The sequence below is a fragment of the Pseudomonas sp. GW821-FHT10B02 genome (assembly GCF_059415665.1).
In genome coordinates this window covers 75,065-96,576 of the sequence record NZ_JBWKNR010000001.1, presented here as the reverse complement: position 1 = coordinate 96,576, position 21,512 = coordinate 75,065, and the positions used below count along the sequence as shown (strand labels likewise).

Genomic DNA, 21,512 nt, shown 5'->3' with positions numbered 1-21,512 from the left:
AAGTGCGCCTGGTTCGCAGACGCCCTATTTGTGGATAAGTTCTCTGGCGATGGCTGCCAGATCATCGAAAATCAACGTGCCTTCGGGAATTCCCTTGCTCAGGGTTTTCTCGCCTTTTCCGGTTTTTACCAGAATCGGTTGAGCATCGACGGTCAATGCGGCTTCCAGGTCACCCTTACTATCACCGACAAACCACAACCCGGCCAGATCTGCCTGGTAATGCGCGGCAATGGTTCGCAGCATGCCCGGCTTGGGCTTGCGGCAGTCGCAGCCTTCATCCGGGCCGTGAGGGCAATAGACGATCAGGCCAACCTCGCCACCCTGCTCGGCCACCAGCATGCGCAGGCGCTCATGCATGGCCTCGAGGGTTGCCAGATCGTAGTAGCCGCGAGCGATGCCGGACTGGTTGGTGGCGACCGCCACCGTCCAGCCGGCTTTGCTCAACTGCGCGATCGCTTCGATCGAACCGGGGATGGGTATCCACTCGTCCAGCGACTTGATGTAGGCGTCGGAGTCCTGGTTGATCACTCCGTCCCGATCGAGAATCAGCAGCTTCAAGACTTACCCCAGCAGCGAAATGTCGGCCACGCCCAGGAACAGACCGCGCAGGCGGCTGAGCAAGGCATAGCGGTTGGCCCGCACATTGGCGTCGTCGGCGTTGACCATCACCGCCTCGAAGAAGGCGTCGACCGGTTCACGCAGGGCAGCCAGACGTGCCAGCGACTCGCTGTACTGACGCGCAGCGGCCATCGGTTGCACCGCCTGGTCGGCTTGCTGGATCGCCGAGTACAGGGAGAACTCGTTGGCATTGTCGAAGTACTTCGGCTCGACCGTGGTCGCCACCGCGCCTTCGGCCTTGCTCAGCAGATTCGACACGCGCTTGTTCACCGCGGCCAGGGCAGCGGCTTCAGGCAGCTGACGGAAGGCCTGTACGGCCTGTACGCGCTGGTCGAAGTCCAGGGCCGAACCAGGCTTGAGGGCACGTACCGACAGGTAAGTGGCAACGTCGATGCCTTCGTCTTCGTAACGGGCACGCAGACGGTCGAAGACGAACTCCAGCACCTGGTCAGCCAGGCCGGCGGCTTTGACCTTGCTACCGAACTGGCTGACAGCGAAGTTCACCGCTTCGTTCAGGTCCAGGTCCAGTTGCTTCTCGATCAGGATCCGCAGCACGCCCAGCGCTGCGCGACGCAGGGCATAGGGGTCTTTGCTGCCGGTTGGCAGCATGCCGATACCGAAGATACCGACCAGGGTGTCGAGCTTGTCGGCGATGGCCACGGCCGCACCGGTCAGGGTCGACGGCAGTTCGGCACCGGCACCGCGCGGCATGTACTGCTCGTTCAGGGCCAGGGCGACATCTTCCGGTTCGCCATCGTTGAGCGCGTAGTAGTAGCCGGCAACACCCTGCATCTCAGGGAATTCACCGACCATCTCGGTGGCCAGGTCGCACTTGGACAGCAGGCCGGCACGGGCTGCGCGCTGAGCGTCGCCACCAATGCGCTGGGCAATGAATGCGGCCAGCTTGGCAACGCGCTCGGCCTTGTCGAAGACGCTGCCCAGCTGAGCCTGGAACACCACGTTCTTGAGGCGTTCGTTGAAGCTTTCCAGGGGCTGCTTCTTGTCTTGCTTGAAGAAGAATTCGGCGTCGGTCAGGCGTGGGCGCACGACCTTCTCGTTACCTTCGACGATCTGCTTGGGATCGCGGCTTTCAACGTTGGCGACGGTGATGAAGCGCGGCAGCAGCTTGCCGTCGACGTCCAGCAGGCAGAAGTACTTCTGGTTGTCCTGCATGGTGGTGATCAGGGCTTCCTGCGGCACTTCGAGGAAACGCTCCTCGAACGAGCAGACCAGCGGCACTGGCCACTCGACCAGCGCGGTCACTTCATCGAGCAACGCTGGCGGCACGATGGCGGTGCCTTCCTGCTGCATGGCGAGTTCGGCGGTACGCTTGCTGATCAGCTCGCGACGCTCGGCGAAATCGGCCAGCACGTAGGCTTTGCGCAGGTCTTCCAGGTAGTTCGCCGGGGCGCTGATGCGCACGTCTTCCGGGTGGTGGAAGCGGTGACCACGGGAATCACGACCGGCCTTCTGGGCGAGGATGGTGCAGTCGACGACGTCGTCGCCGAGCAGCATCACCAGCCATTGGGTCGGACGCACGAACTCTTCTTTGCGCGCACCCCAACGCATGCGTTTCGGAATCGGCAGGTCGTTCAGCGAGTCTTCGACGATGGTTGGCAGCAGGCTGGCGGTGGCCTTGCCCGGGATGTGCTGGGAGAAGCGCAGCTTGGCGCCGCTCTGATCGATTTCCGCCAGCTCTACGCCGCACTTCTTGGCGAAGCCGAGGGCAGCCTGGGTCGGGTTGCCTTCAGCGTCGAAGGCGGCCTGACGGGGCGGGCCGTCGACGTTGATGCTGCGGTCCGGCTGCTGGGTGTCCAGCTGACGGATCAGCACGGCCAGACGGCGTGGTGCAGCGTAGACCTGCTTGCCGGTGTAGTTCAGGCCAGCGGCCTGCAGGCCTTTCTCGATACCGGCGAGAAACGCCTCAGCCAGGGCGCTCAGGGCCTTTGGCGGCAGTTCTTCGGTGCCCAGTTCAACCAGGAAATCTTGAGCACTCATTGTGCAGCCTCCAGCTTGGCCAATGCTTCATCACGCAATTCAGGGGACGCCATCGGGAAGCCCAGCTTGGCGCGGGCCGTCAGATAGCTTTGCGCCACGGCCCGGGCCAGGGTGCGTACGCGCAGGATGTACTGCTGACGTGCAGTCACCGAGATGGCGCGGCGGGCGTCGAGCAGGTTGAAGGTGTGGGATGCCTTGAGGACCATTTCATAGGTCGGCAGTGGCAGTTCCAGCTCGATCAGGCGATTGGCTTCGCTTTCGTAGAAGTCGAACAGTTCGAACAGTTTCTCGACGTTGGCGTGTTCGAAGTTGTAGGTCGACTGTTCCACTTCGTTCTGGTGGAACACGTCGCCGTAGGTCACCTTGCCGAACGGACCGTCGGTCCAGACCAGGTCGTAGACCGAGTCGACGCCCTGCAGGTACATGGCCAGACGCTCCAGGCCATAGGTGATTTCACCGGTAACCGGCATGCACTCGATCCCGCCCACTTGCTGGAAGTAGGTGAACTGGGTGACTTCCATGCCGTTGAGCCAGATTTCCCAACCCAGACCCCAGGCACCGAGGGTCGGCGACTCCCAGTTGTCTTCGACGAAACGGATGTCGTGCACCAGCGGGTCGAGGCCGATGGCCTTCAGCGAGCCCAGGTACAGCTCCTGGAAGTTCGCCGGGTTTGGCTTGAGCACCACCTGGAACTGGTAGTAGTGCTGCAGGCGGTTGGGGTTTTCGCCATAGCGACCGTCAGCCGGGCGACGGCTCGGTTGTACGTAGGCGGCGTTCCAGGTTTCCGGGCCGACGGCGCGCAGGAACGTGGCGGTATGGAAAGTGCCGGCGCCTACTTCCATATCGTAGGGCTGAAGCACCACACAACCTTGCTCGGCCCAGTAGTTCTGCAGGGCGAGGATCAAGTCTTGGAAGGTACGCACGGCTGGCGTAGGCTGGCTCACGAAATTCACCTGTTTCTAGGGCTGCGAATATAAAGAGCGGGAGTATAACCCGATTCGCCCACGCCTCTACCCTTGGAGCCTTATGCCACGTTGCTTTTGGTGTACCGACGATCCGCTTTACCAGGCGTACCACGATCAGGAATGGGGCACGCCGCAGCGTGAACCGGGGCAATTGTTCGAAATGTTGTTGCTCGAAGGCTTCCAGGCCGGGCTGTCGTGGATCACCGTGCTGAAAAAGCGCGAACGTTACCGTGAGGTGTTGTTCGGCTTCGACCCGCAGCGCCTGGCGCAGATGAGCGACGAAGAAATCGAGGAACGCATGCTCGATCCCGGCATCATCCGCAACCGCCTCAAGCTCAATGCTGCGCGGCGCAATGCCAAGGCCTGGCTGGCTTTGCAGAACCCTGCGGAGTGGCTGTGGTCGTTTGTCGGCGGTGTGCCGAAGATCAATCATTTCAGCCAGCGCAGTGACGTCCCGGCCGTGACCGATGAAGCCAAGGCGATGAGCAAGGCCCTGCAGAAAGCCGGCTTCACTTTTGTCGGCCCGACCATCTGCTATGCCTTCATGCAGGCCACCGGCATGGTCATGGACCACACCACCGATTGTGATCGCTACGCCGCTCTGCTGCGCTGAGGGGTACAATGGCCGGCTTGCAGAAAGAGGAACCAGCCTGTGGATAAATTCAAGGGCGCCTTGATGGTCGGGGCGTTGCGATTGTTTGCCAAGCTCCCTTGGGGCGCGGTACAGCGGGTCGGCGCGGCCATCGGCTGGCTCATGTGGAAGGTGCCGAACAGCTCGCGCGAAGTGGTACGCATCAACCTGGCCAAGTGTTTTCCGGAGATGGACCCGGTTGCCCGTGAGCAACTGGTCGGCCAGACCCTGATGGACATCGGCAAGTCCTTTACCGAAAGCGCCTGTGCCTGGATCTGGCCAGCCCAGCGTTCACTCGACCTGGTGCGCGAAGTCGAAGGCCTGGAAGTGCTGCAGGCCGCCCTGGCCTCGGGCAAGGGCGTGGTCGGCATCACCAGTCACCTGGGCAACTGGGAAGTGCTCAACCACTTCTATTGCAACCAGTGCAAACCGATCATTTTCTACCGTCCGCCCAAGCTCAAGGCGGTTGATGACCTGTTGCGCGAACAGCGCGTGCAGCTGGGTAACCGCGTGGCGGCTTCCACCAAGGAAGGCATCCTGAGCATCATCAAGGAAGTGCGTAGAGGCGGTCAGGTCGGTATTCCGGCAGACCCGGAGCCGGCCGAATCGGCGGGAATCTTCGTGCCGTTCTTCGCCACCAAGGCGCTGACCAGCAAATTCGTGCCGAACATGCTCGCTGGCGGCAAGGCAGTCGGGGTGTTCCTGCATGCCTTGCGCCTGCCCGACGGTTCCGGCTTCAAGGTGATTCTGGAAGCGGCGCCCGAGGCGATGTACAGCGAAGACACCGAAACCTCGGCGGCGGCCATGAGTCAGGTGGTCGAGCGCTATGTGCGGGCTTATCCGAGCCAGTACATGTGGAGCATGAAGCGCTTCAAGAAGCGTCCGCCGGGTGAGGCGCGCTGGTATTGATGGCCCTATCGCTGGCAAGGCCAGCTCCCACAGGATCGTGTTAAGCCACCACTTGTGGGAGCCGGCCTTGCCGGCGATGGACCGCGAAGCGGTCCTAAACAGCCTTGTCGAGCTTCTTCAGAAACACCGTCATCTCTTTCTCGGCCTGCTTGTCACCGTGGGCCTTGGCCGCTTCCAGCCCTTGTTCCCAGGCCAGACGCGCCGCCGCTTTGTCACCCTGCAGCTGATGCGCCTTGCCCAACAGCTTCCACGCCGCCGAATACTTCGGATCGAACTCGACACAGCGTTGCAGATGAACAGCCGCTTCGGCGCCGTTGCCTTCATCCAGCCAGGCCTTGCCCAGGCCGAAGCGCAGCAGGGCGTTATCCACACCCTTGGCCAGCATCTTTTCCAGTGATTCGCGCATCCCGGCTCTCCCTTAGAAGAAGCTCAACCCGACATGGAACAGCTTCTCGACATCACGGATGTACTTTTTATCCACAACGAAGAGGATCACGTGGTCACCGGCCTCGATCACCGTGTCGTCGTGGGCAATCAGTACTTCTTCATCGCGAATGATCGCGCCGATGGTGGTTCCGGGCGGCAAGGCGATGTCTTCGATGGCTTTGCCGATCACCTTGCTGGATTTCGAGTCGCCATGGGCAATGGCTTCGATGGCCTCTGCCGCACCACGGCGCAGTGAGTGCACGCTGACGATGTCGCCGCGGCGCACGTGGGCGAGCAAGGTGCCGATGGTGGCCAGCTGCGGGCTGATGGCAATATCGATATCGCCACCCTGGACCAGGTCGACGTAGGCCGGGTTGTTGATGATGGTCATCACCTTGCGCGCGCCCAGGCGTTTGGCCAGCAGCGAGGACATGATGTTGGCCTCGTCATCGTTGGTCAGGGCCAGGAAAATGTCGGCTTCGGCGATGTTTTCTTCGAGCATCAGGTCGCGGTCCGAGGCACTGCCTTGCAACACCACGGTGCTGTCCAGGGTATCTGAGAGGTAGCGGCAGCGCGCCGGGTTCATCTCGATGATCTTCACCTGGTAGCGGCTTTCGATCGCCTCGGCCAGACGCTCGCCAATCTGCCCGCCACCGGCGATGACCACGCGCTTGTTGGTCTCATCGATACGCCGCAGTTCCCCCATCACCGCGCGGATGTGGGCTTTGGCCGCGATGAAGAACACCTCGTCGTCGGCCTCGATCACTGTATCGCCCTGGGGCAGGATCGGCCGGTCACGGCGGAAGATCGCTGCCACGCGGGTGTCGACGTTGGGCATGTGCTCGCGGATCTGGCGCAGTTGCTGGCCGACCAGCGGACCGCCGTAGTAGGCCTTGACCGCCACCAGTTGGGCCTTGCCTTCGGCGAAGTCGATGACCTGCAGGGCACCGGGATGCTCGATCAGGCGCTTGATGTAGTGGGTTACCACCTGCTCGGGGCTGATCAGCACGTCGACGGGGATGGCGTCGTTGTCGAACAGGCCGGCGCGGGTCAGGTAGGCCGACTCACGCACCCGGGCGATTTTCGTCGGGGTGTGGAACAGGGTGTAGGCGACCTGGCAGGCGACCATGTTGGTCTCGTCGCTGTTGGTTACCGCCACCAGCATGTCGGCGTCGTCGGCGCCGGCCTGGCGCAGCACGGTAGGGAACGAGGCGCGGCCCTGGACGGTACGGATGTCCAGGCGGTCGCCGAGGTCGCGCAGGCGCTCGCCATCGGTATCGACCACGGTAATGTCGTTGGCTTCGCTGGCCAGGTGCTCGGCCAGCGTACCGCCGACCTGCCCTGCGCCCAGGATGATGATCTTCATCCGCTCTTCCCTTCTCTTGTTATCCGCGCGCGGCGGCGATTTTGATCAGCTTGGCATAGTAGAAGCCGTCGTGTCCGCCTTCCTGGGCCAGCAACTGGCGACCATGGGGCTGGCGCAGGCCGGCCTGGGTCGCAAGGTCCAGCTCGCGGGCACCCGGCGTGCGGGCGAGGAAGGCCTCGATCACTTCGGTGTTTTCCGTCGGCAGGGTCGAACAGGTGGCATACAGCAGGATGCCGCCGACTTCCAGGGTTGGCCACAGAGCGTCGAGCAGTTCACCCTGCAGGGCGGCGAGGGCCGGGATATCGTCGGCCTGACGGGTCATCTTGATATCGGGATGACGGCGAATCACCCCGGTGGCCGAGCAAGGTGCATCGAGCAGGATGCGCTGGAAACCCTTGCCGTCCCACCAGCTGGCGGTGTCGCGGGCATCACAGGCAATCAACTGGGCATCCAGGCTCAGACGGTCGAGGTTTTCCCGGACCCGGGTCAGGCGCTTGGCTTCGAGGTCGATCGCGACCACGGACTCCAGTTTCGCTTCGGCTTCGAGCAGGTGGCAGGTCTTGCCGCCGGGCGCGCAGCAGGCGTCGAGGACGCGCTGGCCGGGCGCCAGATCAAGCAGGTCGGCAGCCAGCTGCGCGGCTTCGTCCTGAACGCTTACCCAGCCCTGATCGAACCCCGGCAGACCGCGCACATCGCAGGCCTGGGCGAGGAGGATGCCATCAACGCTGTACTGGCAGGCAGTGGCTTCCAGTCCCGCTTCGTGCAACAGCTCCAGATAGGCTTCGCGGCTGTGATGACGGCGGTTGACCCGCAGGATCATCGGCGGATGGGCATTGTTGGCGGCGCAGATGGCTTCCCACTGCTCCGGCCAGAAGGCCTTGAGTGATTTCTGCAACCAGCGCGGGTGGGCAGTGCGCACCACCGGATCACGCTCCAGCTCGGCAAGGATCTCACTGCTCTCGCGTTGCGCGCGGCGCAGTACGGCATTGAGCAGAGCCTTGGCCCAGGGCTTTTTCAGCTTCTCGGCACAGCCTACGGTTTCACCGATGGCGGCATGGGCCGGGACGCGGGTGTAGAGCAGTTGATACAGGCCGACCAGCAGCAAGGCTTCGACATCGGCGTCGGCCTTCTTGAACGGCTTTTGCAGCAGACGCTCGGCCAGCGCCGAGAGCCGTGGCTGCCAGCGTGCGGTGCCAAACGCCAGGTCCTGGGTCAGGCCACGGTCACGCACTTCGACCTTGTCCAGTTGCGCGGGCAGCGAACTGTTCAGTGAAGCCTTGCCGCTGAGTACTGCCGCCAGGGCGCGGGCGGCTGCCAGACGTGGATTCATTGACCGAGCACCGTGCCGCTGGCGAATTTCTCGCGACGACTGTTGAACAGATCGCTGAAGTTCAGCGCTTTGCCACCGGGCAATTGCAGGCGGGTCAGGCACAGGGCCTGTGCACCGCAGGCGACGATCAAGCCGTCTTTGCTGGCGCCGAGGATTTCACCTGGCGCACCGCTGCCTGTGGATAAGCTGGCAGCGAGTACTTTCACTGCTTCGCCGTTGAGGGTGCTGTGACAGATCGGCCAGGGATTGAAGGCGCGAATCAGGCGCTCCAGCTCAACCGCTGGACGGCTCCAGTCCAGGCGCGCTTCGTCTTTGTTCAGCTTGTGGGCATAGGTGGCCAGGCTGTCGTCCTGGACTTCACCCTGCAGCGTGCCAGCAGCCAGCCCGGCCACGGCTTCAAGCACGGCTGGCGGGCCCATTTCGGCCAGGCGGTCGTGCAGCGTGCCGCCGGTATCAGTGGCGCTGATCGGGGTGCTGACCTTGAGCAGCATCGGGCCGGTATCCAGACCGGCCTCCATGCGCATTACGGTTACACCGCTTTCATTGTCGCCGGCTTCGACCGCGCGCTGGATCGGCGCGGCACCGCGCCAGCGTGGCAGCAGCGAGGCGTGGCTGTTGATGCAGCCCAGGCGCGGAATATCCAGCACCGCTTGCGGCAGGATCAGGCCATAGGCGACCACCACCATCAGGTCCGGCTTGAGGGCCGCCAGTTCAGCTTGAGCGTCAGCATTGCGCAGGGTCGGCGGTTGCAGGACCTGGATACCGTTATCCACAGCCAGTTGCTTGACCGCGCTGGGCATCAGTTTTTGCCCGCGCCCGGCCGGGCGGTCCGGTTGGGTGTAGACGGCCACCACTTCATAAGGGCTGTCGATCAAGGCCTTGAGGTGTTCGGCGGCAAACTCAGGGGTGCCTGCAAAGACAATGCGCATGGCGTTCTCGCTTAAAAAGAAAAAGGCTTGCCGGAGCAAGCCTTTGGAAAGAGGAGATCAAGCTTGCTGGCGATGCTGCTTTTCCAGCTTCTTCTTGATCCGGTCACGTTTGAGCGTCGACAGGTAATCGACGAACAACTTGCCGTTGAGGTGATCGCATTCGTGCTGGATGCACACCGCCAGCAGGCCTTCGGCAATCAGCTCGTAGGGCTTGCCATCGCGATCCAGCGCCTTGACCTTGACCCGCACCGGGCGGTCGACGTTCTCGTAGAAGCCGGGTACCGACAGGCAGCCTTCCTGGTACTGGTCCATTTCGTCGGTCAGCATCTCGAGCTCGGGGTTGATGAACACCCGCGGCTCGCTGCGATCTTCGCTCAGGTCCATGACCACGATGCGCTTGTGCACGTTGATCTGGGTTGCCGCCAGGCCAATGCCCGGGGCTTCGTACATGGTTTCAAACATGTCATCGATCAACTGGCGAACGCCGTCATCGACTTCGGTCACCGGTTTGGCGATGGTGCGAAGACGCGGGTCCGGGAATTCGAGGATGTTCAGAATGGCCATAAGCGTATGAGCTGCACTGTGCGATGAATTACAAACATGAGTACACATAATAAAGGGATTCGGCGCATTCGGCACCTGGCAAAGGTCAGCTAAGGTTTCAGGCAGCCCCCAGGCATGCCACCAAGGGACATTTTTCAACCGGTTGTCAAAGTATTATCAACAGAGTTATCCACAGCTTGTGCAGGGTGCATTCAACTCGTTCGATCAAGGATGATCGTTATGCCAGATCCAGCTTACCGTGCGTGTTCCCCCGCCGAACTCGAGGCGCGATTGCGCCTGCATCGTTTGCCCGGGCTCGGTCCGCAACGATTTCACGCGCTCCTGCAGGCGTTCGGCAGTGCATCGGCAGCGCTCAGTGCCCCGGCCAGTGCCTGGGGCTCGCTGGGCCTCCCCGGGGTGAGCGCCGAGGCCCGGCGCAGCCATGAAGTACGCGACGGCGCAGCGGCTGCATTAGCCTGGCTAGAGCGGCGCGATCAGCATTTACTGATGTGGGACGACCCCACCTACCCCGCTTTACTGGCTGAAGTGGATAGCGCTCCACCCCTGCTGTTCGTGGCCGGTAACCCGGCGTTGCTGGAGAAACCGCAGCTGGCGATTATCGGCAGTCGTCGGGCATCGCGTCCGGCGCTGGACACCGCCGGGGCCTTTTCCCGACACCTGGCCCGGGGTGGATTTGTCATTACCAGCGGCCTGGCCCTGGGAGTCGACGGTGCCGCTCATCAGGCTGCTCTGGATGTCGGTGGGCAGACGATCGGGGTGCTGGGTACCGGGTTGCAGAAATTTTATCCACAACGGCATCGGGCGCTGGCTGCGGCGATGATCGAGCAAGGCAGTGCCGTGGTTTCCGAGTTTCCTCTCGATGCAGGGCCGGTGGCGGGTAACTTTCCCCGGCGCAATCGGATCATCAGTGGCCTGTCGCTGGGAGTGCTGGTGGTCGAGGCGAGCCTGGCCAGTGGCTCGCTGATCACCGCACGGCTGGCGGCTGAGCAAGGGCGAGAGGTCTATGCCATTCCGGGTTCGATCCATCATCCGGGGTCCAAAGGCTGTCACCAGTTGATTCGCGATGGTGCCTTGTTGGTGGAAAACGTCGAGCAGATTGTCGAGACTCTGCAGGGATGGCAGCGTTTGCCATCGGTAGAGGGTGGCGAAGCTGCCGGCAGCCAGCATGTGCTTGAAGATTTGCTGCTGGCGGCGCCACAAACCAGCGAAGCGCTAGCCAATAGCAGCGGTTGGCCGCTGCCCAGGGTACTGGCGGCATTGACCGAGCTTGAAGTGGCCGGACGGGTTTGCAATGAAGCTGGACGTTGGTTTGCCCGGCCTGCCTAAGTACACTGCTGGTTAGCCTTAATGCGGAGTGAGTTCAATGGTGAGCAGTTGGCGTGTGCAACAAGCCGCGCGTGAAATTCGGGCCGGTGCGGTGATTGCCTACCCAACCGAGGCCGTCTGGGGCCTGGGCTGTGATCCCTGGAACGAGGAAGCGGTGGATCGCCTGCTGGCGATCAAGTCGCGCTCGGTCGACAAGGGCTTGATCCTGATCGCCGACAATATCCGCCAGTTCGACTTCCTGTTTGAGGATTTCCCTGAAATCTGGCTCGACCGTATGGGCAGCACCTGGCCTGGTCCGAACACCTGGCTGGTGCCGCACCAGAACATGTTGCCGGAGTGGATTACCGGGGTTCATGACACCGTAGCCCTGCGGGTCAGTGACCATCCGGTGGTGCGTGAGCTGTGTTCTCTGGTCGGGCCGCTGGTTTCGACTTCGGCCAACCCACAGGGGCGCCCGGCGGCGAAGTCACGTTTGCGCGTCGAGCAGTACTTCCGCGGGCAGCTGGATCTGGTCCTGGGTGGTGCACTGGGTGGGCGGCGTAACCCTAGTGTGATCCGTGACCTGGTGACCGGGGAAGTGGTTCGGGCGGGTTGATGACCCCATCGCCGGCAAGGCCGGCTTCCCACAGAGGGCGGTGTGAACCTGAACCTGTGGGAGCCGGCCTTGCCGGCGATGAACTCAACACAATCTCACGGCAACAGCACCGTAGATCCCACCGTCCTGCGCGCCGACAATTCGGTCTGCGCCTTGGCCGCCTCACTCAGCGGATAGCGCTGCTGGATATCCACCGTCAGCTTGCCGCTGGCGATCATCGCGAACAGGTCATCGGCCATCGCCTGGGTGTTTTCGGCATTGTTGGCGTAGCTGGCCAGGGTCGGCCGGGTGACATACAGCGAACCCTTTTGCGCCAGGATGCCCAGATTCACCCCGCTGACCGCGCCCGAGGCGTTACCGAAGCTGACCATCAGACCGCGCGGCGCCAGGCAATCCAGCGAAGTCAGCCAGGTGTCCTGACCAACGCCGTCGTAGACCACCGGGCACTTTTTGCCGTCAGTCAGTTCCAGCACGCGTTGGGCCACATCCTCATGGCTGTAGTCGATGGTCGCCCAGGCCCCCAGCGCTTTGGCGCGCTCGGCTTTTTCCGCCGAACTCACGGTACCGATCAATTTGGCACCCAGAGCCTTGGCCCATTGGCAGGCCAGTGAGCCAACGCCACCGGCAGCGGCGTGAAACAGAAGGGTGTCGCCCGGTTGCACGGCGTAGGTCTGTTTGAGCAGGTATTGCACGGTCAGGCCCTTGAGCATGACCGCCGCGGCCTGTTCGAAGCTGATGGCGTCGGGCAGTTTGACCAGATTGGCTTCGGGCAGCACATGCACTTCGCTGTAGGCACCCAGCGGGCCCCCGGCATAGGCCACACGGTCGCCGACCTTGAGCCGGGTGACCTGAGCACCGACCGCCTCGACTATCCCTGCACCTTCCGTGCCCAGCCCCGACGGCAATGCCGGAGGCGCGTACAGGCCGCTGCGAAAGTAAGTATCGATAAAGTTCAGGCCGATGGCCTGGTTGCGTACGCGGACCTGCTGCGGACCGGGTGCGGCAGGTTCGAAATCGACCAGTTGCAGGACCTCCGGGCCCCCATGCTGGCTGAACTGGATACGCTTGGCCATCTGCACTCTCCTGTCGGGCTGGGAAAACCCCTATCGGACGCCTTTGCTTGATCGCCGTCAACTGCGGCCAGCCAGCCGCCGGTGGTATGCTACGCGCCGAATTTGCTCATGCCCGCTTCCAGGTGATCTGATGACTAGCCGCACCGAGGCCGTGAAAGCCTACCTGCTCGACTTGCAAGACCGTATTTGTGCCGCCCTCGAAACCGAAGACGGCGGTGCCCGCTTTGTCGAAGACGCCTGGACGCGTGAAGCCGGTGGTGGTGGACGGACCCGGGTGATCGGTGAAGGCAAGGTCATCGAAAAGGGCGGCGTGAACTTCTCCCACGTCTTCGGCAGCGGCCTGCCGCCTTCGGCGAGCGCCCATCGGCCGGAACTGGCCGGGCGTGGTTTCGAGGCCCTGGGGGTATCGCTGGTTATCCACCCGCATAACCCGCATGTACCGACCTCGCACGCCAATGTGCGGTTCTTCATCGCCGAGAAAGAAGGCGAAGAAGCGGTCTGGTGGTTCGGCGGCGGTTTCGATCTGACCCCTTACTACGGCAACGAAGAAGACTGCCTGCACTGGCACCAGGTGGCCGAGCGCGCCTGTGCGCCGTTCGGTGCCGACGTCTACCCGCGTTACAAGGCCTGGTGCGACCGTTACTTCCACCTCAAGCATCGCGGCGAGCCACGCGGTATTGGCGGCCTGTTCTTCGATGACCTGAACGAGTGGGATTTCGACACCTGCTTCGCGTTCATGCGCGCCATCGGCGATGCCTACATCGAGGCCTACCTGCCGATCGTCCAGCGTCGCAAGGCCATGGCCTACACGGCCGAGCAGCGCGAGTTCCAGGAATACCGTCGCGGCCGCTATGTCGAGTTCAACCTGGTCTACGACCGTGGCACCCTGTTCGGCCTGCAATCGGGCGGGCGTACTGAATCGATCCTGATGTCGCTGCCACCGCAAGTGCGTTGGGGGTACGATTGGAAAGCCGCACCAGGCAGCGCAGAAGCGCGCCTGACCGAGTATTTCCTCCAGGACCGTGACTGGCTTGGCGAAGCCAAGGCCAGCCACTGAGCCGTTGTGGATAACTTTTCCGGCCCTGCCCGACCTTGACCCAGGAACCGCGTGAATGGACCAGTACGTTGTATTCGGCAACCCGATCGGCCACAGTAAATCGCCGCTGATCCACCGCTTGTTCGCCGACCAGACCGGCCAGCAACTGGAGTACAGCACCTTGCTGGCGCCGCTGGACGATTTCAGCATGTGTGCCCAGGGTTTCTTCAAGCAGGGGCTGGGTGCCAACGTCACTGTGCCATTCAAGGAAGAAGCCTACCGCCTGGTCGATAGCCTGACGCCACGGGCTCAGCGCGCTGGTGCGGTGAATACCTTGAGCAAGCTGGCCGACGGTACCCTGCAGGGCGACAATACCGACGGCGCCGGGCTGGTTCGTGACCTGACGGTCAATGCCGGTGTGCAACTGGCGGGCAAGCGCATTCTCCTGCTCGGCGCCGGTGGTGCTGTGCGCGGCGTGCTGGAACCGTTGCTGGCGCACAATCCGGCCTCGCTGGTGATTGCCAACCGCACTGTGGAAAAAGCCGAACAGCTGGCGCGCGAATTCGCCGACCTGGGCCCGGTGGCTGCCAGTGGTTTCAGCTGGCTGCAAGAGCCGGTTGACCTGATCATCAACGCCACCTCCGCGAGCCTTGCCGGTGAATTGCCGCCGATCTCCGCCAGCTTGATCGAGCCGGGTAAAACCGTGTGCTACGACATGATGTACGGCAAAGAGCCGACGCCCTTCTGCCGCTGGGCCAGCGAACACAAGGCCGCCAAGGTTCTCGACGGCTTGGGCATGCTCGCCGAGCAAGCCGCTGAAGCGTTCTTCATCTGGCGCGGCGTGCGTCCGGATACCGCTCCGGTACTGGACGAACTGCGCCGCCAGCTGGCTCGCGGTTAACCCTCGAAGCGGATCGGGCAGAATGCTGCCCCTTCCAGCTTATGTAATTCCTCAATCACTTGCGGACGCGCCCGATGCAGCGTCAGGCTGCCGCCTGCCCGACGCAATCGGCGGGCTTCGCGGTGGAGCATGTCGACGCCGGAAAAGTCGATGAAGTTGATCTGCCGGGCATCGATCACCACGTCGGGGCCCTGGCAGCGTTGCAGGCGCACCTGCAGGTAATGGCTGGCGCCGAAGAAAATCGAACCGCCGACACGCAGCACATCTGCGTCGCCTTCACGTGATTGCTGAATTCGTGGTCGTGACGTGCGTTTGAGGTAGAAGAACAATGACGCCAGCACGCCGGCGTAGATGGCGGTCTGTAGCTCCAGCAGCAAGGTTGCCGCAGCGGTCAGGGCCATGACCAGAAACTCCGAACGGCTGACCCGCAACAGCGCCCGCATCGCCCGATGATCGATCAGGCCCCAGCAGATCAACAGGATGCTGGCGGCCATCGCCGGGATCGGGATATGTGCAATCAGGCTGGCGCCGGCCACGGCGAACAGCGCGACCCAGAGCGCCGAGAAGACTCCGGCCAAGGGTGAGCGGGCACCGGCGTCATAGCTCAGCCCGGAGCGGGTGAAGGAACCTGACGACAGATAACCGGAGAACCAGCTGCCAACCATGTTCGACAGGCCCTGGCCGCGGATCTCCTGGTTGGCGTCGATCAATTGTTCCGAGCGCGATGACAACGAACGGGCTATCGACAGGCTGGTGACCAGCCCCAGCATGCCCACCGCCACGGCGCTGGGCAGCAAGCGCAGGATCAGTTCGAAGTCGAGCAGCGGCAATGGGCTCAGGGGCGGCAACTGGCCGGCGAATCCGGGTACCAATTGCACATGGGCGAATACTCCAGGCAGCAACCAGACCAGCAGGCTGGCAATCGTCAGGGTTATCAACAGGCCGGGCCAGCGCGGGCGCAGCAGCTTCAGCGCAACGCCCAGCAGCAACGTACCCAGACCCAGCACCAGCGAAGGCCAGTCTACTTCTCCTGCGTGTTCCAGCAGGCTTTCCAGGGTCTTCAACGCAGTGGCCTGGCTGGGCAGATCCAGCCCCAACAGACTCGGCAGTTGTCCCAGGGCGATGACCACTGCGGCGCCGAGGGTAAAGCCCAGCACCACCGAATGAGAGACAAAATTGACCAGTGCGCCGAAACGCAGCATTCCCAGCAACCACTGAAACACTCCGGCGAGGAACGTAAGCAACAGGATCAGGGTGATGTAGTCGTCACTGCCGCTGACAGCCAGGGGGCTGACGCTGGCATAGAGCACAATGGAAATCGCCGCCGTCGGCCCGCAGATCAGGTGCCAGGACGAACCCCAGAGGCAGGCAATCAGCACCGGGACAATCGCTGCATACAAGCCATATTCGGCGGGCAGGCCGGCGATTAATGCGTAGGCGATGGATTGCGGCAATGCGAGGATCGCCCCGCTCAGCCCAACCAGCAGATCGCGCCGCACACTGGCGCGGGTTTGCCGGGGCAGCCAGCTGAGAAACGGCAGCAGACGTTGGCGATCTGGCCAGGCCATGGACATGCTCTATCACGAATGGAAGCTGTTCAGGGTGCGATGTCCGGCGCCTGGGTGCAAGCCGTAAAGAGCAGGTGCGTCAGAAGACGAAGTTCACATGCTCGCCGTAGTGCAGTTTCAACTCCAGGGCATCGACCATGGCGGCAGCTACCCTGGCCAGGTGTTGCAACGGTTCGCGAAGGCCCGGCTCCAGGGTGCCGTGGGTCTGGTGGAAGTGTTCGATGCCCAGCCCGGCGACTTGCAGCGGGGTGTTGATCAAGGTCCAGTGCAGCGGGCTGCGTTGCAACAGGTCGACGATTTGATCGGCACAGGCCCGTTGTTGCTCGCTGTGACCTTCGCTATGGTCGAGCACGCTGAAATCGCCGACCAGCAACAGGCGGCGTATAGTTGTGCGAGACATGCCGGCAACCAGTGCCTGGCTCATGCGCAGCTGTGCGACGAAATCGTCGGGAGCCAGCGCCGCCAGCAGGCAGACCACCGCCGAGCCACCGGCTACGCTTTGCTCCGCTTGATCAACGCTGTTCAGCCCGCCTATCTTGAAGTGCAGGCCCGGGCGTGGCGCCAGGGTGTTCAAGTCGTCGACCACGGCGATCACTTCATGCTGGCGCTTGAGCAATTCGGCCATCAGGGCGCTGCCCAGGCTGCTCAAACCACCGACCAGGATCAGTTTGAACACTGGGGTTTCGGCATTTTTCACCAGGTCACTCCCTTTTCAGGCGGGTGATCATTTGACCCCGGGATGCCTTGGGGGTTCTTGTGATTCAGGAGTTTTCGTGCAAAGGATCAAGGGGTATCACGCCCATGTCTATTATGACGCCAGCACCATGGAGCAAGCGCGGCAGCTATGTGAAGAGGCTGCCAAACTGTTTGGGGTGACTATGGGCCGCATGCATCAGAAGCCGGTCGGTCCGCATCCGGACTGGAGCTGCCAACTGGCGTTCGGGCCGGAAGTGGTCGGGGTGGTGTTGCCCTGGCTAGCACTGTATCGCCATGGGCTGGTGGTGTTTCTGCATCCGCTGACCGGAGATGATCTGGCGGATCATCGCGATCATGCGATCTGGATGGGGGCGATCCGGCCGCTTGATCTGTCGATCTTCGAGCCTTCCTGATTCGGGTGGTGCTGCCATCGCCGGCAAGGCCGGCTCCCACAATAGCCCGGTGCAGACAGGTCCATGTGGGAGCCGGCCTTGCCGGCGATGAAGTCGCCGCGCAATCAAGCCTTGCGCGCGCCCCGCACACCCTGGGCCAGCGCCGAACACAGCTCCAGCACATCACCCACGGCCTGATCAGCCGACTTGGCCTGGGCAATCTTGTCGACCAGCGCCGAACCGACCACCACACCATCGGCCAGTTTGGCGATGGCTGCCGCCTGCTCTGGAGTACGGATACCGAAACCGACGCTGATCGGCAGGTCGGTATGCCGGCGCAGGCGCTCGATGGCGCTGCTGACCTGCTCGGTAGTGGCCGAGCCCGCACCGGTGACACCCGCTACCGAAACGTAATAGACGAAGCCGGAGCTGCGTTCCAGCACGCGCGGCAGGCGCACGTCGTCGGTGGTCGGGGTGGTCAGGCGGATGAAATCGATACCGGATGCCTGGGCCGGGGTAGCCAGCTCGGCGTCATGCTCAGGCGGCAGGTCGACGATGATCAGACCGTCGACCCCCACTTCCTTGGCCTGGGCGACAAAGGCTTCGGCGCCAAAGCGGTGGATCGGGTTGTAGTAGCCCATCAGCACGATCGGCGTGGTCTGGTTGTCGACGCGGAACTCGCGAACCATCTGCAAGGTTTTCGCCAGGGTCTGGCCAGCCTCCAGGGCACGCAAGGTCGCCAACTGGATGGACACGCCGTCGGCCATCGGATCGGTGAACGGCATGCCCAGCTCGATGACGTCGGCGCCAGCAGCCGGCAGGCCTTTGAGGATCGCCAGCGAGGCATCGTAGCCAGGGTCGCCGGCGGTGATGAAGGTGACCAGTGCAGAACGGCCTTCGGCCTTCAGTTCGGCGAAGCGTTGTTCGATCCGGCTCATGCCTGTTTCTCCTGGGCAGCCATATGGCTCATCACGGTTTGCATGTCTTTGTCGCCACGCCCGGACAGGCACACCACCATCAGGTGATCCTTGGGCAGGGTCGGGGCGCGTTTGATCGCTTCGGCCAGCGCGTGGGAGGTTTCCAGGGCTGGAATGATGCCTTCCAGGCGGCAGGTGGTATGGAACGCGGCCAAGGCTTCTTCGTCGTTGATGCTGACGTATTCGACGCGTTTCACTTCATGCAGGTAGGCGTGTTCAGGGCCGATGCCCGGGTAGTCCAGGCCGGCAGAAATCGAGTGGGCATCGGTGATCTGGCCGTCGGCATCCTGCAGCAGGTAAGTGCGGTTGCCATGCAGAACGCCCGGAACACCACCGGTGAGGCTGGCGGCATGCTTGTCGGTGTCGACACCGTGGCCACCGGCTTCGACGCCGATGATCTGCACGCTGGTGTCGTCGAGGAAGTCATGGAACAGGCCCATGGCATTGGAACCGCCGCCAACGCAGGCGATCAGGCTGTCGGGCAGACGGCCTTCTTTCTCCTGCAGCTGGGCGCGGGTTTCCTTGCCGATGATCGACTGGAAGTCGCGCACCATAGCCGGGTACGGGTGTGGACCGGCAACGGTGCCGATCAGGTAGAAGGTGTCTTCGACGTTGGTGACCCAGTCGCGCAGGGCCTCGTTCATGGCGTCCTTGAGCGTGCCGGTACCGGAGGTCACCGGGACGATCTCGGCGCCGAGCAGCTTCATGCGGAACACGTTGGCCTGTTGGCGCTCGATGTCGGTAGCACCCATGTAGATCACGCAAGGCAGGCCGAAGCGTGCGGCCACGGTGGCGGTGGCCACGCCGTGCATGCCGGCGCCGGTTTCGGCGATCAGGCGCTTTTTGCCCATGCGCTTGGCCAGCAGCACCTGGCCGATGCAGTTGTTCACCTTGTGCGCGCCGGTGTGGTTGAGCTCTTCACGTTTGAAGAAGATCTTTGCACCGCCACAGTGTTCGGTCAGGCGTTCGGCGAAGTACAGCGGATTGGGACGGCCGATGTAGTCGCGCTGGAAGTAGGCCAGTTGCTCAAGGAACTCAGGATCGGCTTTGGCGGCTTCGTACTCGCGGGCAAGGTCGAGCACCAGCGGCATCAGGGTTTCAGCCACGTAGCGGCCGCCGAATGCGCCAAACAGGCCATTGGCATCGGGGCCGGCGCGGAAGTTGGTCTGGGTCATGGGTCGCTCCAGGGCGTAGTGAAGACTGGGAATGGCTTTACTGTAACCACGACAGGCGCGGCTGAAAACCGATAAGATTGCTTGAACATGTCAGGAAAACTCACACGTTATGCGCCAGGACCTGCCACCCCTCAATGCCCTGCGGGCTTTCGAAGCCACTGCCCGACTCAACAGCGTCAGCCAGGCAGCCGAGCAACTGCACGTTACCCATGGCGCCGTCAGCCGGCAGTTGAAGGTGCTTGAAGAGCATCTGGGGGTCAGCCTGTTCGTCAAGGACGGGCGTGGCATTAAACTCACAGATGCCGGCTTGCGGTTGCGTGATGCCAGCTCCGATGCCTTCGAGCGCTTGCGCAGTGTGTGTGCCGAGTTGAGCCAGAGCAGTGCCGACGCGCCGTTTGTGCTCGGTTGCTCCGGCAGTTTGCTGGCGCGCTGGTTCATTCCACGACTGGGCCGTCTGAAGGCGGACTTGCCGGAACTGCGTCTGCATTTGTCCGCTGGTGAAGGCGACCTCGATCCGCGTCGTCCCGGCCTTGACGCCCTGCTGGTGTTCGCCGAGCCACCCTGGCCGGCCGATATGCAGGTGCATGTGCTGGCCCAGGAGCGCATCGGTCCGGTGCTCAGCCCGCACTTCACAGGCTTCTCCCGCCTGCAGCAGGCGCCAGCTGAGGCCTTGCTGGAAGAGACCCTGTTGCAGACCACCTCACGTCCACAGGCCTGGCCAAGCTGGGCGCAGCAACAGGGTATCAACCCTGAGGCGCTGCGCTACGGCCAGGATTTCGAGCATCTGTATTACTTGCTGGAAGCGGCTGTCGCCGGCCTGGGTGTGGCAATCGCGCCGCAGCCGTTGGTGGCCGATGACTTGCGTGCCGGGCGTCTGGCTGCACCCTGGGGCTTTTGCCAGACGCAGGCCGCCTTGGCGTTGTGGGTGCCGCGCCGCGCCGCGGATGGGCGCGCCGAGCAACTGGCCGGATGGTTGCGCGCGGAGCTGGCGCGCCAGAGCGATTAGTTATCGCGTCTGCACATCAGGTAGGCGGCGAGCAGGCCAAGGGCACCAATGGCAACGCCAGCGGTGGTCCAGGGGTGTTCCTGGGCGTAGTCGCGGGTGGCCAGGCCGGTCTGGCGGGTCTTGGTTTTCACCTCTTCATAGGCATCGCTGAGCAGGCTGCGCGAATGACGCAATGCGTTCTCGGCGTTGCCCTTGAGCGTCTTGAGGGTCTTGCGCGACTCATCCGAGGCATCGTCCTTGAGGCTTTCCAGCGACTTGAGCAGGCTTTCGATCTCCGCTTCCATACTTTGCAGCGACGCTTTACGCAGCGAATGGTTGGCCATGGTGGCTCTCCTTCGAGGTGTGAGTGAGCTGTTCTGGTTCCGACTTCGCCGCGGCGAGAAAGTGCCGTCCGAATTTCCCGGGTAATGACCTCTTGCAGGTAAATCAGGCGGGCGCTGCTAGGCTCAAAGTTCACCTTCGAAACGGAGACTGCTCATGTCGGATCATCACACTTACAAGAAAATCGAACTCGTCGGCTCGTCACCCAACAGCATCGAAGAGGCGATCAACAATGCCCTGGCCGAAGCGGGCAAAAGCATCAAGCACCTTGAGTGGTTCGAAGTGGTCGACACCCGCGGGCACATCAAGGACAACAAGGCGGCGCACTTTCAGGTAACGCTCAAGGTGGGATTCCGTATCGTCAACAGCTGAAGGCATGACACTGGCTTGTGCGGGTCAATTGAGTTACACAGTCCTGAGGCGCCCGGACGGGTTCCGGCGCCCTCCTCCACTTTGATCTGAACAAGGAAAGCGATCGATGAAGAAGTTGGTAGTGGCACTGGGTTTGATGGCGCTGGCGGGCACTGCCCTTGCCGCGGGCAAACCGTGCGAAGAATTGAAGAGTGAAATAGCCGCCAAGCTTGATGCCAAAGGCGTCAGCGGCTACTCGTTGGAGATCGTTGACAAGGGTGCAGCGGCGGACGGCAAGGTCGTCGGGACCTGCGAAGGCGGCACCAAGGAAATCGTCTACAAGCGTGGCTGATCGGACT

24 protein-coding genes are annotated in these 21,512 nt (G+C 62.7%); 10 read left to right on the top strand and 14 right to left on the bottom strand.

Going from position 1 to position 21,512, the window contains the following annotated elements; genetic code table 11:
* Positions 1–24: 24 nt before the first annotated feature.
* From gmhB to glyQ, 3 genes are read right to left on the bottom strand one after another with little or no spacing between them, the layout of a single operon-like run.
* On the bottom strand, positions 25–558 hold the full coding sequence (gmhB, locus tag AC07OF_RS00485) for a D-glycero-beta-D-manno-heptose 1,7-bisphosphate 7-phosphatase (RefSeq protein ID WP_157190627.1): 534 nt from the start codon (positions 556–558) through the stop codon (positions 25–27).
* A 3-nt stretch (positions 559–561) separates the two neighbouring features.
* Positions 562–2,616: a glycine--tRNA ligase subunit beta gene (gene glyS, locus AC07OF_RS00480; RefSeq protein ID WP_157190628.1), complete on the bottom strand. Its 2,055-nt coding sequence runs from the start codon at positions 2,614–2,616 to the stop codon at positions 562–564.
* Positions 2,613–3,560: a glycine--tRNA ligase subunit alpha gene (glyQ, locus tag AC07OF_RS00475; protein ID WP_157190629.1), complete on the bottom strand. Its 948-nt coding sequence runs from the start codon at positions 3,558–3,560 to the stop codon at positions 2,613–2,615. Before glyQ ends, glyS begins: the two co-directional genes overlap by 4 nt.
* 82 nt (positions 3,561–3,642) lie before the next feature.
* Here glyQ and AC07OF_RS00470 point away from each other — a divergent pair, with 82 nt between their 5' ends.
* Positions 3,643–4,194: a DNA-3-methyladenine glycosylase I gene (locus AC07OF_RS00470; protein ID WP_157190630.1), complete on the top strand. Its 552-nt coding sequence runs from the start codon at positions 3,643–3,645 to the stop codon at positions 4,192–4,194.
* Positions 4,195–4,233: 39 nt separating this feature from the next.
* Complete coding sequence (locus tag AC07OF_RS00465; protein WP_038605120.1) at positions 4,234–5,121, top strand: lysophospholipid acyltransferase; 888 nt, start codon at positions 4,234–4,236, stop codon at positions 5,119–5,121.
* A 94-nt stretch (positions 5,122–5,215) separates the two neighbouring features.
* Here the strand turns inward: AC07OF_RS00465 and AC07OF_RS00460 are convergent, their stop codons facing one another.
* The 5 genes from AC07OF_RS00460 to def are packed head-to-tail and all read right to left on the bottom strand — an operon-like array spanning position 5,216 to position 9,736.
* The gene (locus tag AC07OF_RS00460; RefSeq protein WP_157190631.1) at positions 5,216–5,527 is read right to left on the bottom strand and encodes a hypothetical protein; all 312 of its coding nucleotides are present in this window, start codon (positions 5,525–5,527) and stop codon (positions 5,216–5,218) included.
* Between the two features lie 12 nt (positions 5,528–5,539).
* A complete protein-coding gene (gene trkA / locus AC07OF_RS00455; protein ID WP_038605126.1) occupies positions 5,540–6,913 on the bottom strand; it encodes a Trk system potassium transporter TrkA in 1,374 nt (457 codons plus the stop codon).
* A gap of 19 nt (positions 6,914–6,932) precedes the next feature.
* On the bottom strand, positions 6,933–8,243 hold the full coding sequence (gene rsmB, locus AC07OF_RS00450) for a 16S rRNA (cytosine(967)-C(5))-methyltransferase RsmB (RefSeq protein WP_495072465.1): 1,311 nt from the start codon (positions 8,241–8,243) through the stop codon (positions 6,933–6,935).
* Entirely contained in the window at positions 8,240–9,172 is a 933-nt protein-coding gene (fmt, locus tag AC07OF_RS00445; RefSeq protein ID WP_495072464.1) for a methionyl-tRNA formyltransferase, read from the bottom strand. The genes rsmB and fmt overlap by 4 nt, the downstream gene beginning before the upstream one ends.
* 57 nt (positions 9,173–9,229) lie before the next feature.
* On the bottom strand, positions 9,230–9,736 hold the full coding sequence (gene def, locus AC07OF_RS00440) for a peptide deformylase (RefSeq protein WP_038605133.1): 507 nt from the start codon (positions 9,734–9,736) through the stop codon (positions 9,230–9,232).
* A gap of 219 nt (positions 9,737–9,955) precedes the next feature.
* Between def and dprA the strand changes: the two genes are divergently transcribed.
* Together dprA and tsaC are read left to right on the top strand one after the other, a co-directional pair.
* Entirely contained in the window at positions 9,956–11,062 is a 1,107-nt protein-coding gene (gene dprA, locus AC07OF_RS00435) for a DNA-processing protein DprA (RefSeq protein ID WP_476446318.1), read from the top strand.
* A gap of 37 nt (positions 11,063–11,099) precedes the next feature.
* Positions 11,100–11,657: an L-threonylcarbamoyladenylate synthase type 1 TsaC gene (gene tsaC, locus AC07OF_RS00430; protein ID WP_038605138.1), complete on the top strand. Its 558-nt coding sequence runs from the start codon at positions 11,100–11,102 to the stop codon at positions 11,655–11,657.
* A 95-nt stretch (positions 11,658–11,752) separates the two neighbouring features.
* On the opposite strand, the gene AC07OF_RS00425 is transcribed toward tsaC, so the two are convergent.
* Positions 11,753–12,730, bottom strand: a complete 978-nt coding sequence (locus tag AC07OF_RS00425) for an NADPH:quinone reductase (protein WP_495072463.1) — start codon at positions 12,728–12,730, stop codon at positions 11,753–11,755.
* A 130-nt stretch (positions 12,731–12,860) separates the two neighbouring features.
* Here AC07OF_RS00425 and hemF point away from each other — a divergent pair, with 130 nt between their 5' ends.
* Together hemF and aroE are read left to right on the top strand one after the other, a co-directional pair.
* On the top strand, positions 12,861–13,787 hold the full coding sequence (hemF, locus tag AC07OF_RS00420) for an oxygen-dependent coproporphyrinogen oxidase (protein WP_157190636.1): 927 nt from the start codon (positions 12,861–12,863) through the stop codon (positions 13,785–13,787).
* A 55-nt stretch (positions 13,788–13,842) separates the two neighbouring features.
* Positions 13,843–14,667 carry a shikimate dehydrogenase gene (aroE, locus tag AC07OF_RS00415; RefSeq protein ID WP_157190637.1) on the top strand — a complete coding sequence of 275 codons (825 nt, stop codon included), beginning with the start codon at positions 13,843–13,845 and terminating at the stop codon, positions 14,665–14,667.
* Here the strand turns inward: aroE and AC07OF_RS00410 are convergent.
* A complete protein-coding gene (locus tag AC07OF_RS00410; RefSeq protein ID WP_495072462.1) occupies positions 14,664–16,235 on the bottom strand; it encodes a SulP family inorganic anion transporter in 1,572 nt (523 codons plus the stop codon). The two genes, aroE and AC07OF_RS00410, sit on opposite strands and share 4 nt — an antisense overlap.
* Positions 16,236–16,314: 79 nt before the next feature.
* Positions 16,315–16,932: an NAD(P)-dependent oxidoreductase gene (locus AC07OF_RS00405; protein ID WP_157190639.1), complete on the bottom strand. Its 618-nt coding sequence runs from the start codon at positions 16,930–16,932 to the stop codon at positions 16,315–16,317.
* Positions 16,933–17,008: 76 nt separating this feature from the next.
* On the opposite strand from AC07OF_RS00405, the gene AC07OF_RS00400 reads away from it, so the two are divergent.
* A complete protein-coding gene (locus AC07OF_RS00400; protein ID WP_342623785.1) occupies positions 17,009–17,344 on the top strand; it encodes a DOPA 4,5-dioxygenase family protein in 336 nt (111 codons plus the stop codon).
* A 104-nt stretch (positions 17,345–17,448) separates the two neighbouring features.
* On the opposite strand, the gene trpA is transcribed toward AC07OF_RS00400, so the two are convergent.
* Together trpA and trpB are read right to left on the bottom strand one after the other, a co-directional pair.
* Positions 17,449–18,261, bottom strand: a complete 813-nt coding sequence (gene trpA, locus AC07OF_RS00395) for a tryptophan synthase subunit alpha (protein WP_342623786.1) — start codon at positions 18,259–18,261, stop codon at positions 17,449–17,451.
* On the bottom strand, positions 18,258–19,475 hold the full coding sequence (trpB, locus tag AC07OF_RS00390; protein ID WP_038605164.1) for a tryptophan synthase subunit beta: 1,218 nt from the start codon (positions 19,473–19,475) through the stop codon (positions 18,258–18,260). Before trpB ends, trpA begins: the two co-directional genes overlap by 4 nt.
* A gap of 109 nt (positions 19,476–19,584) precedes the next feature.
* On the opposite strand from trpB, the gene AC07OF_RS00385 reads away from it, so the two are divergent.
* The gene (locus AC07OF_RS00385) at positions 19,585–20,481 is read left to right on the top strand and encodes a LysR family transcriptional regulator (RefSeq protein ID WP_476446325.1); all 897 of its coding nucleotides are present in this window, start codon (positions 19,585–19,587) and stop codon (positions 20,479–20,481) included.
* Here AC07OF_RS00385 and AC07OF_RS00380 read toward each other — a convergent pair.
* Positions 20,478–20,804 (bottom strand): ElaB/YgaM/YqjD family protein, encoded by a 327-nt coding sequence (locus tag AC07OF_RS00380; RefSeq protein WP_038605170.1) that lies wholly within the window; start codon positions 20,802–20,804, stop codon positions 20,478–20,480. The genes AC07OF_RS00385 and AC07OF_RS00380 overlap by 4 nt on opposite strands.
* A gap of 154 nt (positions 20,805–20,958) precedes the next feature.
* Between AC07OF_RS00380 and AC07OF_RS00375 the strand changes: the two genes are divergently transcribed.
* A complete protein-coding gene (locus AC07OF_RS00375) occupies positions 20,959–21,174 on the top strand; it encodes a dodecin (protein ID WP_038605173.1) in 216 nt (71 codons plus the stop codon).
* A 106-nt stretch (positions 21,175–21,280) separates the two neighbouring features.
* The gene (locus AC07OF_RS00370; protein ID WP_191833195.1) at positions 21,281–21,505 is read left to right on the top strand and encodes a DUF1161 domain-containing protein; all 225 of its coding nucleotides are present in this window, start codon (positions 21,281–21,283) and stop codon (positions 21,503–21,505) included.
* Positions 21,506–21,512: the final 7 nt, after the last annotated feature.